The following is a 14,220-nucleotide window of genomic DNA, read 5'->3' as shown; positions in this document are numbered from 1 at the left end:
TTCGATCGCGGCGCATGTGGTCGGCCGCGTGCAGGGGATGCTAGGGCCCAGCCGCGACAATGCAAGGCTGTGGGTCAGCCCTTCAGCGCTTCGATGAAATCCTCAGCCCAGCTGATGACGTCGCGATCGCGCACGACGGCGTTGAGCGCCCTCCAGCGAGCCTTGCGCTCCTCGAGCGGCATATGGATCGCAGTCCAAAGCGCGCGGGTCACTTCGTCATGGTTGAGCGGATTGACGAGGACCGCATCGGTCAATTGCTCGGCTGCGCCTGCAAAGCGCGAAAGAATGAGAACGCCAGGGTCCTCGGGGTCCTGCGCCGCGACATATTCCTTGGCAACGAGATTCATTCCGTCCCGAATGGGCGTCACCAGCCCGATCTTGGCCGCCCGGTAGAAGCCGAAAAGTTCGGCGCGGCCAAAGCCGCGGTTCACGTACCGAATGGGAACGAGATCGACGTCCGAATGGGCGCCATTAAACTGACCTGTCTTCTGCTCGAGCGTGGCCCGGATTTCCTGATAGGAGCGGACATCCTCGCGCGAGGGGGGCGCGATTTGAATATAGAGCAACCGGTTTACCATGTCGTCCTTGGTGGCGAACAGGCGCTCCATCGCGTCGATGCGCTCGGGCAGACCCTTGCTGTAGTCGAGCCGGTCGACGCCGATCACGACCGTCCTGCTGCGCGCGCTGCCGACGAGGCGCACCTGCGCGCGCCGTGCAACCTCGGTCTCGCCCAGCGCCATGAATTCCTTATGGTCGATCCCGATGGGGAAGGCGCGCGCTACGACGGTGCGGCCGCCGAGCTCTACCGTGCCCTTCTGTTCATCGACCCCGGCGTTCAGTTCCTTGCGGCAATAATGGAGGAAGCTCTCGAGCCATTCGAACGATTGAAAGCCGATCACGTCGTAATGGAGCATGGCCTTCACCAGCCGTTCGTGAAAGGGAAGCGAAACGAGAAGGCGGGTCGGCGGCCAGGGAATATGGAGAAAAAGGCCGATGCGGTTCTTGAGGCCATGCGCCCGCAGACGTTCGCCGAGAGGCAGGAAATGATAATCCTGCACCCACACGAGATCATCAGGCTCAACGAGCGGGATCAGGCTGTTCGCAAAGCGCTCGTTGACCCGCTCGTAGCCCATACCGAATTCATTTTCATATTCGGCAAGATCGATGCGATAGTGGAAGAGGGGCCAAAGCGTCCGGTTTGCGTAGCCGTTATAATATTCTTCGACATCCTGGGGTTCGAGGTCGATCGTTGCGGTGGTGAAGCCGTTGCTGCGCGCCATGGTAAGCTGGCCGGTAAAATGCTCGACTTCCTCGCCCGACCAGCCGAACCAGATCCCGCCATGCTGACGCAGCGCGCCATTCATCGCGACGGCGAGGCCGCCCTGCGCCCCCGCAGCGCCGCGCCCCTTGTCGACCGACACCCGGTTGGAGACAACGATCAGCCGGCTCATCGCACCGTATCCCAGCTTCGCGACAGCAAGCCTGCGCAATTGATGATGCCGACCAGCGAATAGGTCTGCGGGAAGTTCCCCCACAATTCGCCATTTTCGAAATCCATATCTTCCGAAAGGAGCCCCGAGGGCGTCCGGTGAGCGAGCATCGCTTCGAACAGTTCGCGCGCCTCGTCCGACCGCCCACACAGATGCAGCGCTTCGATCAGCCAGAAGGTGCAGACATTGAAGGCAGTTTCGGGCTGCCCGAAATCATCTTCGCTGTCATAGCGCAGCATGTTCCGGCCGCGCCGCAGGGCCTTTTCGACTGCGCCAAAGGTCGCCTGAAAGCGCGGGTCGTCGGCGCGAATGAAGCGCAGTTCGACCATCTGGAGCAGGCTTGCGTCCAGATGCGAATGGCCAAAGGCCGCGCCATAATGCCCCTCGGCCCCGCACCAGGCTTCGCGTTCGATTGTCGCGCGAATCTTCGCGGCGCGATCGTTCCAGAAGGTTTCGCGTTCGGGCTTCCCCAGCCGCGTTGCCACATTGGCAAGCCGGTCGCACGCCGCCCAGCTCATCACCGCCGAATAGGTGTGGACAAGCTGTCGGGTGCGAAACTCCCAGAGGCCGGCGTCGGGCTGGTCGTGCATCTTCCACGCCACCTCGCCGACGCGCTCGAGGCTTTCGAAGTCGCGCTCGTCGGCGAGGCGAAAGAGGCGCTGGTCAAAAAAGCCCTGCACCGTTGGCAGTACGATCTGACCGTAGGCGTCGTGCTGGATTTGCGTCCAGGCGGCGTTGCCGATGCGCACCGGTCCCATGCCGCGATAGCCGGCGAGGTCATGGGCGACACTTTCGTCGAGCTCGGTCACGCCCATTACCGAATAGAGCGGCTGGATGTGCCCGCCCGCGGCGCGGTCGACGATGTTGCGCAGATAGGCGAGATATTTCTCAAGCACGTCAAGTGCGCCGAGGCGATTGAGCGCCTGCACGGTATAATAGGCGTCACGGATCCAGCAGAAGCGATAGTCCCAGTTGCGCCCGCTATTGGGTGCTTCGGGGATCGAGGTGGTGAGGGCAGCGACGATTGCGCCTGTTTCCCCATGCTGGCAAAGCTTGAGCGTGATCGCAGCGCGGATGACAGCGTCCTGCCAGTCCATCGGCGTTGCGAGCCCGCGCACCCAGCTTCGCCAGTAGAGATCGGTCGCCTCTTCCATGGCGCGGAGCGCCTGCGACACATTGCCGGTAAAAGGCTCATCGGGACCGAGAAAAAAATGCAGATCCTGCTCGACGCGGAAGGAGCGGCCTTCCATGAGATAACCGACGGGCGCGTCAGTCGTCAGCCGAAGCGGCTGGGGACCGATCAAATAGCGGATATGGTTGGTGCCGCGCGTTGTTGGTGCGACCTCGGCGCCATAATCGCGCATTGGCACCAGCTCCATCTCGAGGCGCGGGCTGCCCGAAACCGGACGGACGATGCGAACGAAGGCCACAGGGCGGAACATTCGCCCGGACCGCTCGAAGCGCGGGCAGAAATCGATGACGTCGACCGCGCTGCCGTCCGCAGCCTCCAGCCGGGTGACGAGGATCGGCGTGTTGCGGCGATAGCGCGGGGTCGCCTTGACCTGCCCTGCGAGCCGGATCCGCCAGACGCCGGCGTCTTGCCGGTCGCCTCCGAGAAGCGCGCAGAAGACAGGGTCGCCATCGACGCGCGGAACGCAGCCCCAAACGAAGCCGGCCTCGCCGTCAACGAGCGCGCTGACTTGGCAATTGCCGACGGGCCATAGAGCTAGCGAGCTCAAAGGATGAGCCATTGATGCACCATTTCCGGGTCGGCGAGGCGATAATGGGCAGCGGTCGGCCGCGGCGGGCCAACGAGGATGCCGTGCCCGCCTGCGGATGTCACCGCGTTGAAGCCATCTTCGTCCGTCGTGTCGTCGCCGATAAAGATCGGCATGGCGCCTGCAAAGGGCGGGCCGGCCATGAGCCGGGCTACCGCAACGCCCTTGTTGGCACTTTTCGGGCCCAGTTCGACCACCATCTTGCCGCGCCGGGCGGCAAGGCCTTCGCGGGCTGCCATTTCATCCATGACCGTATAGACGGCTGGAGCGGCTTCGGGTTCCTGCCGATAATGCACCGCGATACCGTGCGGCTTGATTTCGACGAGAAGTTGCGGCCAGGCGGCGGTTAGCGCGGCAAGGGCGGTACGGCTTGCGTCCGACAAAATGGGGGATGTGTCCGCCGCCTCGCACATCTCCGCTCCGTGTGAGCCGACCATCAACAGACCGACAGGGCCAAGATAGGTCCGGATGTCGGCAATTGCGCGGCCGCTAACGATGGCTATGCGGCCATCGAGCGCGCGGTTGAGGGCCGTGAGCTGTTCGGGCATGCCGTCGGGCACATGGATGCCGTCGGGCGTGTCGGCGATTTCGACGAGTGTGCCGTCGAAATCGAGAAAGAGCGCAAGCGAATGGTGAGCGGCGAGCCCGGCAAAGGGCGGGGGTGGTGGAAGGTCGATGCCTTTGTGCATTGCCGCAAAAAATTAGGGACGCCGACCCGCCCGGTCAACCGCCCCTGAATTTCGCCTTCCGGACGCTTAGAAAAGCTTGGTCACTGTTGCAGAGCGGCGTTCCTCTTCGACCTCGCCGGTATAAAGGCTCGCCATCGGCTCGTCGCTGACGACGTGGATGGCTTCGGCGCCAAAGCCGTTGAACTTGGTGCGCATCGCGCAGCCATAGGCGCCGAGCATCCCGATCTCGATGAAATCGCCCGCCTTGACGTCGCCCGGGAGAAAGAAGGGCCCCGCCATATGGTCAAGATCGTCACAGGTCGGACCATAGAAGCTGAACGGCAGCAACTCGACATCGCTTTTCGCGTCGCCCAGCAGCGTGACGGGAAAGCGCCATCCGACGTGGGCGGCGTCGAAAAGCGCGCCATAGGCACCATCGTTAATGTAGAGCTCCTCGCCGCGGCGCTTTTCGACGCGCACGATGAGCGAGCTATACTCGGCCGACAGCGCGCGACCCGGCTCGCACCACAGCTCGGCGGAGTAGCTGATCGGCAGGCTTTCGAAGATACGGTGAATCGTGTCGAAATAAGCATCGAGCGGCGGGGGCTCCATGCCGGGATAGGAGGAGGGGAAACCGCCGCCGACATCGACGATGTCGACGGTCACCGATGCTGCGACGATCGCGGCGCGGACCCGCTCCATCGCCTGCGCATAGGCGTGCGGCGTCATCGCCTGGCTGCCGACGTGGAAACAGATGCCGAGTGCGTCGGCCGCCTGACGGGTTGCCATCAGCAATTCGGGCACTTCGTCGGGTTCGGCGCCGAACTTGGCGGCAAGGCTGAGTTTCGAATGGTCGGAGGAGACCCGCAGCCGCACCAGAAGATTGAGATCAGCGGCACCTTCGGTCGCGCGGACGATCTTCTGAAGCTCGTCCATCGTGTCGAGCGAAAAGGTGCGCACCCCGTGCTTCCAATAGGCTTCTGCAATCGCTTCCTCGGCCTTGACCGGGTGCATGAAGCAGAGGGTGGCATGGGGCAAGGTGCGCGCCACCAGCCGCACCTCTGCGATGGAGGCAACGTCATAATGGGTAACGCCTGAATCCCACAGCACGCGCAGCAGGTCGGGCGAGGGATTCGCCTTGACCGCATACATGGTCGTGCCGGGAAATCGCTCGATGAAGAAACGCGCTGCGCGCCGCGCGGCATGCGGGCGGACAAGCGTAACAGGTTCGACCGGCGAAAGTGCCTGAATCAGCCCGTGGGCGCTATGGTGCTGGTGCAACTCAAGGGACCCCCAAAAAATATGTTAAACGACAAGGGCTGCCTTGCGGTTATTGGAAGTCCCCCTGGGGCAGCGAGGGGCGCATATATGGTTGGGGGGGCGGGCTGTAAAGACCCTTTGCATCGCAAAAATCGCGCGGCCGCCCCGCCGCCCCTCAGCTCAGCCGGGACTTGAAATCCTCATAGCCGAAACGGCGAATCTCCCTGATTTCGTCGCTTTCGCTATCCCATAGCCAGATCGACGGCAGCGGAACGCCATTGAATGTGTTCGTCTTGACCATCGAATAATGCGCCTGGTCGAGGAAGGCAAAGCGCTGCCCGACACGAGCGCCGCCGGGTAGGCGATAGTCCCCGATTACGTCTCCCGCAAGACAGGAGGGGCCGCCGAGTCGTGTTGCGGTGCCGCGCTCCTCCTCGGCCAGCATGGCCGGGCGATAGGGCGCCTCGATGACGTCGGGCATATGGCAGGTTGCGCTGATATCGGTGATCGCTATCGGCATGCCATTGCTGAACAGATCGAGGATTTCACCCACGAGAATGCCGGCGTCGAGCGCGACGGCCTCGCCCGGCTCGATCATCAGCTCACAGCCGGTCGCGGCGCGCACTTCCTTGAGGAAGGCGATCAGATCGTCGACCTGGTAATCGGCACGTGTCACATGATGTCCGCCGCCAAAATTGATCCATTTGAGCTGCCCGAAGAAGGGACGGAGCATAGGCTGGACTGCCCGCCAGGTTCGCTCGAGCGGCGGGAAATCCTGCTCGCACAGGCTATGCATATGGACGCCATCGACGCCCTCCATATGCTCTGGCAGCAATTGAGTGATCGGAAAGCCAAGGCGGCTGCAGGGCGCTGCGGGGTCATATTTTGAGACTTCGCCTTCGCTGTGCATCGGGTTGATGCGCAGGCCAATGTCGAAAGTCTCGCCCTTCGCGCGAAGCGTATCGAGGAGCGGGCGGAAGCGCGCGATCTGGCCCGGCGAATTGAAGATCAGGTGATCTGAGAGCGCGGCGATCTCCGGCAGATCGGCTTCCTTATAGCCTGCGCAATAGGTCGCGACCTCCCCGCCATACTCCTCGCGGCCGAGCTTCGCTTCATAAAGTCCCGATGCGCAGACACCGTCGAGATAGCGCGCGACGGTGGGCCCGAGCGACCACATCGAAAAGGCCTTGAGCGCCGCGAGCACGCATGCACCCGACGCATCGGCGATCCCGCGCAGCACGGAAAGATTGGCGCGAACCTTGGCCGCGTCGACGACAAAGGCGGGCGAGGGGACGCGACTCAGATCAAAGCGGGCGAAGGCTCCGGGGTCGCCAGCACGGGTTTCCATGGACTTGCGTTCCTGTCAGGCCGGAAGCGGCCCCTTGAAGATGAAGAAGGCTCCCGCGGCAATCAGGGTGAAGCCGACGAGGTGATTGACCGTCAATCGCTCACCCAGCCAGAAGACCGCGAAGCCTGCGAAGACGAGCAAGGTAATCACTTCCTGCATCGTCTTCAATTCCGCAGTCGAATAGACGGCGTGGCCGATGCGATTGGCCGGCACGGCAAGACAATATTCGAAGAAGGCGATCCCCCACGCCATGACGATCGCCAGCCAGATCGGCCGCGAGAGGTCGCCGAGATGGCCATACCAGGCGAAGGTCATGAAGATGTTGGAGACGAAGAGCATGCCGATCGGCACGAGATACGCAGTCATGATGCCCCCGCGTCATGCCAGCAAAAGCGGTATCGCTGGCGCTGTTGATGATCATAAGCGCCCCGGCTTCGCCGGAGCGCCTCATTCAGAAGGCGAGCGGAGCGTCGAGCTCCTTCACCTGCCACGGCAGACCATGCTTCATCAGCATGTCCATGAAAGGATCAGGATCCATCTGCTCCATGTTGAAGACGCCATTGCCGCTCCACGTGCCGGTGACCATCATCGCGGTACCGATCATCGCGGGCACGCCCGTTGTATAGCTGACCGCCTGGTTGCCGGTTTCGGCATAGGCGTCCTCATGATCGCAGATGTTGTAGAGGTATAGCGTCTTTTCCTTGCCATCCTTGCCAAGACCGGTTGCGATCACGCCGATGTTGGTTTTGCCCTTTGTCGTTTCGCCGAGGCTTGAAGGTTCAGGGAGCACGGCCTTGAGGAATTGCAGAGGGATGATCTCGCGGCCTTCGTAAACGACCGGATCGATCCGCGTCATGCCGACGTTCTGGAGAACCGTGAGGTGCTGGATATAGGCGTCGCCGAACGTCATCCAGAAGCGGATGCGCTTGATCTCGGGAAGGTGGGTTTTGAGGCTCTCGATCTCCTCATGATACATAAGGTACATATTCTTCGGTCCGACTTCTTCAAAGTCGAAGCATTGCTTTACCGACATGGCGGGGGTTTCGACCCACGCGCCATCTTCCCAGTGGCGCGCGACCGCGGTCACTTCGCGAATGTTGATCTCCGGGTTGAAGTTGGTCGCGAAATGCTGGCCGTGATCGCCGCCATTGCAGTCGAGGATATCGAGCGTTTCGATGCGCTCGAAATGATGCTTCTTCAGCCAGGTTGCAAAGACGCTGGTCACGCCGGGGTCGAAGCCTGATCCCAACAGAGCCATCAGCCCCGCGTCCTTGAACCGATCATGATAGGCCCATTGCCAATGATATTCGAACTTCGCCTCGTCGCGCGGCTCATAGTTGGCGGTATCAAGATAATGCGCGCCGGTCGACAGACACGCCTCCATGATAGTGAGGTCCTGGTAAGGAAGCGCGAGGTTGACGACATGCGTCGCGCCGATTGAGCGGATCAGCGCCGCCGTCGCGTCGATATGGTCGGCGTCGACCTCGGCCGTCTTGATTGTGACCCCGGTCCGCTCCTTCACCGATTGTGCAATCGCGTCGCACTTGAACTTGCGGCGGCTCGCGAGCGTGATGTCGGGAAAGATGTCGGCGTTCATCGCCATCTTGTGCACCGCAACCGAACCGACGCCGCCTGCGCCGATCACCAGAACCTTGCTCATCGTGAAAATCTCCTGTCCGCGAAGCGTTGCGGCTTGCCTTGTATGCGCTGCCCTATAGGACGAAGCCATGACACAGCAAAGCCCCGATCCCCTGCGCGATCCGGCCCGCACCCCATCCCTTGCCGGGATCGAACGCGCGGCGGCGAAAGTCGCTCCATTGCTTCCAGCGACGCCGCTTCTGCCGCTCGAGATCGATGGCACGACCGTCTGGTGCAAGGCCGAGTGCCTGCAGCCGGTGGGCGCCTTCAAGATCCGCGGCGCGTGGCATCGCTTGACCGACCTGACGGAGAAAGAGGCAGCCGCCGGCGTCGTGGGCGTCTCGAGCGGCAATCACGCGCAGGGCGTCGCGTGGGCGGCGAGGAGACTGGGGATTCGAGCGACGATTGTCATGCCCAGCAATGCGCCGCGCATGAAGCTTCAAGCGACCAAGGCGCTCGGGGCCGAGGTGGTGCTTTATGATCGCGTGGCGGAGTCGCGCGATGCCGTCGCGGCGAAGCTCCTCGAAGAGCGCGGCGGAACGCTGGTCCACGCCTATGGCGATCCCTGGATCATCGAGGGACAGGGGAGCGCAGGGATCGAGACGCGTGCCCAGCTTGCCGCGCGCGGTCTCATGGGGCCCGACAAGGTCATCGCCTGCTGCGGCGGCGGGGGCCTTTCGGCCGGGCTCGCGCTCGCATGCCCCGATGCCGAAATCATCGCGGTCGAGCCTGAGGGGTGGGATGACGTCACCCGGAGCCTCGAGGCGGGGAGAATTCTTTCGGTGGAGGATCTATCCTATCCTACCGAATGCGATGCGCTACAGACACCCGAGACGTGGCCGATCAATTTTGCCGTGCTCCAGGCGCGCGGCGTGCGCGGGATCGCGGTCTCGCGCGAGGAGGTGCGCCGTGCAATGCGCGTCGCGTTCGAGAAGCTCCATCTCGTCGTCGAGCCAGGCGGCGCGGCGGCGCTCGCGGCCCTGCTCGCCGGGAAGGTGGCCCCTGGCCGCGCGACGCTCGTCACCCTGTCGGGCGGAAATGTCGATCCGCAGCTCTACGCCGAGATCCTCGCAGGATAGGGGAAACTTATGCCCGCGCACGCGTTCTGACGATGAGAAGGAGAGGCACGATGAAAATGAGCATGATCCTTGCGGCGGGCGTAGCGATGGTGCTGCTCGCCGGCTGCGAAAAGGCGGAAGCGCCCGCGCCATCGGACACGCCGACGACGACCACCGAGGTGCCCGTCAATTCATCCTCCGACGAAACCACGCAGGCTGGTGAAAGCGACCCGGCAACCGCGCCGCATCGTTTTGCAAGCTGGGCAGGCAAATGGACTGGGGTTGAGGGCATGTATGTCACCATCACGCCTACGCAAACCGAACGCTATTCGCTCGAAATGCAGTCCGATCTGGACACCAAGGGGACCTATGTCGGACGCGACAGCGAGCATGGCATCCAGTTCGAGCGTGGCGGCGAAGCCTTGTCACTCCATCGCGGCAGTGGCGAGGATACCGGGCTCAAATATCTTGCGGACAAGAAGGAGTGCCTGATCGTCAAGGCAGGCGAGGGTTATTGCCGCGACTGATCCTGTCCTAAGGAGGGGGGAATGACCAAGGTTGCAGCGGCCGCACCCGCTGAGCACCCGGCCGTGGCCGAGACGCTCGCGCAGGCGTTTCAGAGCGACCCGGCGCTATCGTGGATATTAGCTGATCCCCATCACCGCGCGAAGGCTTTGCGCGCTTTGTTTCGGGTGCTCGTGCCTGCCGATGCCCGCTGCGGCGTCGTTCTGCGCGCCGCTGGTGACGAGGCGGCTGCATTGTGGCGCGCACCGGGGCACGCGCACGGCGGTACGATGGAGTTCCTGCGCACCCTTTTTCCGATCCTTTCCGCCTTCGGTACCGCCCTGCCGCGCGGGCTCAAGGTTCAGGCGAGCATCGCTGCGAACCGGCGAAGGGGGCATTTTTGGTATCTCCACTATGTTGGCGTCCGGCCCACAGATCAGGGCAAGGGGCACGGCGGGCGGATTATCCGGGCCCAGACCGCGATCGCTGATGCGCAGGCGCTGCCTTGCTGGCTCGAAACCGCGACGCATGAGAATGTCCCGCTCTACGAGAGGCTCGGTTTCTTCGCCGTGGCCGAATGGGACGTGAAGGACGGCGGCCCGCATTTCTGGGGGATGACGCGTGAGCCCCTGCGCCTGTAACTCATGCCCTCCGGGCTTGATCAGGGATGGAAATCGCCGACGCTCGCGTTAGACTGGCCCCCTGCTATTACCGGGGGAAATCATGCGTCTACATCGTCTTTTCTATCTCTTCATGCTGGCTCTGCCACTTTCTATGGCGGCGCCGGCACAGGCGGAATGGCGCGTGGCAAGCAGCGCGCATTTCCTCGTTTACGGCGACCTCAGCGCCGGCACGCTGCGCGAATATGCGGAGCGTCTTGAACATTATGATAGCGCCCTGCGCCTCATTACCGGCCAGCCCGAAACGGGTGCTTCGAGCCGGAACCGCGTCAGCGTCTACCTGCTGCCGAGCCTCAGCGATCTGCGCAGGCTTCATACCGGTGGCCGTAGCGGCTCGACGGCCGCGGGATTTTATATTCCCTCCTATGAAGGATCGCGTGCCTTCATGCCCGCCGACATGTCGAGCGACAATCTCTCTGCGCAAGCCGTGATGTTTCATGAATATGCCCATCACCTGCTGTTGACGAGCGCGACCGAATATTATCCGCGCTGGCTCTCCGAAGGGATGGCCGAATTCTTCATGGTGAGCCGTCTCAACCGGGACGGCAGCATCACCATCGGCATGCCGAACGAGGACCGCTCCTACGCCTTGACCGCGTTCAGCCGCATGCGGGCGTCGGAATTGCTGGCCTCCGACACGAAGAAGCTTTCGGTATTCGACGAAAGCCAGCTTTACGCGTCCGGGTGGCTGATGACCCATTATCTTTTGCTCGGCGGCGAACGCGATGGCCAATTGGTCCAATATGTAGCGCGGATCAACAAGGGCGAGCCATGGGCCGAGGCTGCAAAAGCGGCTTTCGGAGACTTGGGCAAGCTTGATCAGGACCTTGAACGCTATCGCCGCACGCGCGGGATGAAGGTGTTCACCATTGCTGCCGACAAGCTCAGCACGGGCAAAATCGGAATAACCGAGCTTTCCCCCGGCGCGGCGGCGATCATGCCCTATCGCATTCGCTCAGCGCGCGGTGTGACCGAGCAGATGGCGGCGGCCCTGGTGGCCGAAGCCCGCCCGGTGGCAGCCCTCTATCCGAATGACGCCTTCGTGCAGCGCACCATGGCCGAGATCGAGTTCGATGCCAAAAATGACGCCGAAGCCGAGGCAGCGGCCGATCGCGCGCTTGCGCTCGACCCCAAGATGGTGCCGGCGATGATCTACAAAGGGCGTGTCCTTGCTCGCCGCGCGGCCGAAAGCAAGGAGGCGAAGGATTGGGCCGCGGCGCGATCCTGGTTCATCAAGGCAAACCATGCCGACCCCGATTTCGCGCTGCCGCTCGTTCTCTACTATGATAGTTTCACGCAGGCAGGGGAGGCGCCGCGCAAGGACGCGGTCACCGCGATTCTGCGCGCGATCGAACTGGTTCCCCAGTCCTCGGAGATCCGCATGCGGGTGGGACGCCAGTTGGTGATCGAAAAGGATCTTGCGCTGGCGCAGAAGGTGCTCGCCCCCGTCATCTTCAACCCGCACGCGGCCCGCAATGAGAGGCTGTCGAAAATCGCCGCGCTGTTCGAGGCGAAGGCAGCGGCCGATGATATACTAAAGGCAATGGACGCGGCAGGCCAAGAGGAGGAGGCCGAAGACGCAGAATGAGCGGCGGCGAGGGCGGTGATCCGTGCACCAGGGTGGCGCCCGGATCGCCCAAGGGCCAGCGCTTAAGCTGCTTTTTGAAGTTCGAGGTCGAGCCGGTCCCAGATCTCGACTAGCGCGGCTGTAAGGTCGCGCATCATGGCTTCGTCATGCGTGGGTCCCGGCGTGAAGCGCAGGCGTTCGGTGCCGCGCGGAACGGTCGGAAAATTGATCGGCTGCACATAGACGCCATATTCGGCGAGGAGGATGTCGCTGATCTTTTTCGCGCGCACAGGGTCGCCGACCATCAGCGGGACGATGTGCGTGGTCGAATTCATCACGGGCAGCCCTGCATCGCGAAAGCTCTGCTTGAGGAAGGCCGCCGCTGCCTGCTGCGCGTCGCGCTCGACGCTCGATTGCTTGAGGTGGCGCACGCTTGCAAGCACGCCCGCGACGAGAACCGGCGACAGGCTGGTGGTGAAAATGAAGCCTGGCGCGTAGCTGCGGATGACGTCGATGATATTCCTGTCGGCCGCGATATAGCCGCCCATCACGCCAAAGGCCTTGCCCAGCGTTCCCTCGATGATGTCGACGCGGTGCGCAGCCTCGTCACGATCGGTGATGCCGCCTCCGCGCGGGCCGTACATGCCGACCGCGTGAACCTCATCGCAATAGGTCAGGGCGTTATATTTCTCTGCAAGGTCGCAGATGGCGTGGATGGGAGCGATGTCGCCGTCCATCGAATAGACGCTCTCGAAGGCGATGACCTTGGCCGCCTGCGGATCGTCGGCGGCAAGCAATTCCTCCAGATGAGCAAGGTCATTGTGACGCCACACGCGCTTCTCGCAGCCCGAATTGCGGATGCCTGCGATCATCGAGGCGTGGTTGAGCTCGTCCGAATAGATGATGCAGTTCGGCAACAGCTTGCCGAGCGTGCCGAGCGTCGCTTCGTTCGAAATATAACCCGAGGTGAAGAGCAACGCGCCCTCCTTGCCGTGAAGATCGGCAAGCTCGGCTTCAAGATCGATGTGATAATGGGTGTTGCCCGCGATGTTGCGCGTGCCGCCAGCGCCCGCGCCGACGTCGTGCAGAGCCTCTTCCATCGCGGCGACGACTTTGGGGTGCTGGCCCATCGAGAGATAGTCGTTCGAGCACCAGACGGTGATCGGCTTGGGCCCATTGTGTCCGGCAAAGCAGCGCGCGTTGGGAAAGGCGCCCTTGTTGCGCAAGATGTCGATGAAGACGCGGTAGCGCCCTTCCTCGTGAAGGCGGTCGATGGCCCGAGCGAAAATGTCGTCGTAGTTCACTTTTATAACCCCGCGGGTTGGTCGGCGCGCGCCGCCCCCTCCGGCGACGGTGTTTGGCGGGGCGATAACCCCAAAATCCGCCTGAATCCAGTGCGAACGATTCGCAATGCATGGGTCAAATTGTCTCAATATGCCCGATGCCATAGGGCGCGAGTGCGCTCCGCGATGGCGGCGGTGAGGCGTTGCTGTGAGTGAAAGCGGCCGTCCCGGGCCGCGCCTCGGCAGGCCAGCGCTGGCCTTGGGTAAGCGAGGCGATACGCCGTGCAATGCCCGCAGCGCCGTCTATGAGCGCAACGCCGGGTCCGGCAAGCGCTTGCAATTCGTCTCGCAGCAACGGGAAATGCGTGCAGGCAAGGACGATGACGTCGATCGCATCCCCGCCTGGCTGGTCGCGGAGCCCCGCAATAGCATCGCGAACGGCGCCGAGATCGACGGGGAGTCCGTGAAGCTTTGCCTCGGCGGCGGTGACAAGGCCGGGGCTTCCATGACGCAGCACCGTCTTTCCGGCCGCAAAGCGAGCGCTCAGATCGTCGACATAGGGCTGGCGCACCGTAGCCTCGGTGCCAAGGACACCGATCACGCCGCTTGTCGTCATTTCTGCCGCAGGCTTGATTGCGGGCACCGTGCCCACAATGGGCAGATCGAGTGCGGCACGGACATGGGGAAGGGCGATGGTCGAGGCGGTGTTACAGGCAATTACCGCGAGCCGAGGCTGATAGCGCTCGACCAGCCGCCCAAGCAGCGCCGGGACGCGAGCGGCGAGTTCCTCGTCGCTTTTCTTGCCATAGGGGAGCCCGGCATAGTCGGCGGCATAGACGATGGGCGCGGTCGGGAGCAGCGCGCGCGTCGGCCCGAGCACGGTGAGCCCGCCGAGGCCGCTGTCGAAGAAGAGGATCGGGGCGTCGGGGGAAGGGGCGTGCATGGC

General features: G+C 63.0%; 13 protein-coding genes. 4 read left to right on the top strand and 9 right to left on the bottom strand.

The annotated features are described in order from the left end of the window. Positions 1-74: 74 nt before the first annotated feature. From B5X69_RS09105 to B5X69_RS09075, 7 genes are all read right to left on the bottom strand, one after another. Positions 75-1,451, bottom strand: a complete 1,377-nt coding sequence (locus B5X69_RS09105) for an alpha,alpha-trehalose-phosphate synthase (UDP-forming) (RefSeq protein WP_079638458.1) — start codon at positions 1,449-1,451, stop codon at positions 75-77. Then, complete coding sequence (locus tag B5X69_RS09100; RefSeq protein WP_176141554.1) at positions 1,448-3,241, bottom strand: glycoside hydrolase family 15 protein; 1,794 nt, start codon at positions 3,239-3,241, stop codon at positions 1,448-1,450. Before B5X69_RS09100 ends, B5X69_RS09105 begins: the two co-directional genes overlap by 4 nt. Further along, positions 3,226-3,957, bottom strand: coding sequence for a trehalose-phosphatase (gene otsB / locus B5X69_RS09095; RefSeq protein WP_079638393.1), 732 nt, complete (start codon positions 3,955-3,957; stop codon positions 3,226-3,228). Before otsB ends, B5X69_RS09100 begins: the two co-directional genes overlap by 16 nt. A gap of 66 nt (positions 3,958-4,023) precedes the next feature. Beyond that, positions 4,024-5,217: a type III PLP-dependent enzyme gene (locus tag B5X69_RS09090; protein WP_079638392.1), complete on the bottom strand. Its 1,194-nt coding sequence runs from the start codon at positions 5,215-5,217 to the stop codon at positions 4,024-4,026. Between the two features lie 154 nt (positions 5,218-5,371). Next, entirely contained in the window at positions 5,372-6,544 is a 1,173-nt protein-coding gene (locus B5X69_RS09085; RefSeq protein ID WP_079638391.1) for a carboxynorspermidine decarboxylase, read from the bottom strand. A 15-nt stretch (positions 6,545-6,559) separates the two neighbouring features. Next, entirely contained in the window at positions 6,560-6,910 is a 351-nt protein-coding gene (locus tag B5X69_RS09080; protein ID WP_079638390.1) for a DMT family protein, read from the bottom strand. Positions 6,911-6,995: 85 nt separating this feature from the next. Then, entirely contained in the window at positions 6,996-8,204 is a 1,209-nt protein-coding gene (locus tag B5X69_RS09075; RefSeq protein ID WP_079638389.1) for a saccharopine dehydrogenase family protein, read from the bottom strand. 67 nt (positions 8,205-8,271) lie between these two features. On the opposite strand from B5X69_RS09075, the gene B5X69_RS09070 reads away from it, so the two are divergent. The 4 genes from B5X69_RS09070 to B5X69_RS09055 all read left to right on the top strand — a co-directional run bounded on the left by B5X69_RS09070 (position 8,272) and on the right by B5X69_RS09055 (position 12,012). After that, positions 8,272-9,261 (top strand): threonine ammonia-lyase, encoded by a 990-nt coding sequence (locus tag B5X69_RS09070; protein WP_079638388.1) that lies wholly within the window; start codon positions 8,272-8,274, stop codon positions 9,259-9,261. Between the two features lie 50 nt (positions 9,262-9,311). Next, on the top strand, positions 9,312-9,767 hold the full coding sequence (locus B5X69_RS09065) for a hypothetical protein (RefSeq protein WP_079638387.1): 456 nt from the start codon (positions 9,312-9,314) through the stop codon (positions 9,765-9,767). Positions 9,768-9,788: 21 nt separating this feature from the next. Further along, complete coding sequence (locus B5X69_RS09060; protein ID WP_079638386.1) at positions 9,789-10,385, top strand: GNAT family N-acetyltransferase; 597 nt, start codon at positions 9,789-9,791, stop codon at positions 10,383-10,385. Positions 10,386-10,467: 82 nt separating this feature from the next. Further along, positions 10,468-12,012 carry a DUF1570 domain-containing protein gene (locus tag B5X69_RS09055; RefSeq protein ID WP_079638385.1) on the top strand — a complete coding sequence of 515 codons (1,545 nt, stop codon included), beginning with the start codon at positions 10,468-10,470 and terminating at the stop codon, positions 12,010-12,012. Between the two features lie 62 nt (positions 12,013-12,074). On the opposite strand, the gene hemA is transcribed toward B5X69_RS09055, so the two are convergent. Beyond that, positions 12,075-13,295 carry a 5-aminolevulinate synthase gene (hemA, locus tag B5X69_RS09050; RefSeq protein WP_079638384.1) on the bottom strand — a complete coding sequence of 407 codons (1,221 nt, stop codon included), beginning with the start codon at positions 13,293-13,295 and terminating at the stop codon, positions 12,075-12,077. A gap of 115 nt (positions 13,296-13,410) precedes the next feature. Next, a complete protein-coding gene (murI, locus tag B5X69_RS09045; RefSeq protein WP_079638456.1) occupies positions 13,411-14,217 on the bottom strand; it encodes a glutamate racemase in 807 nt (268 codons plus the stop codon). Positions 14,218-14,220 lie beyond the last annotated feature (3 nt).

The sequence above is a fragment of the Sphingopyxis flava genome, from assembly GCF_900168005.1.
GTDB lineage: Bacteria > Pseudomonadota > Alphaproteobacteria > Sphingomonadales > Sphingomonadaceae > Sphingopyxis > Sphingopyxis flava.
Note: the sequence above shows the minus strand (reverse complement) of the source record. Positions and strands in the feature narration are given on the sequence as shown.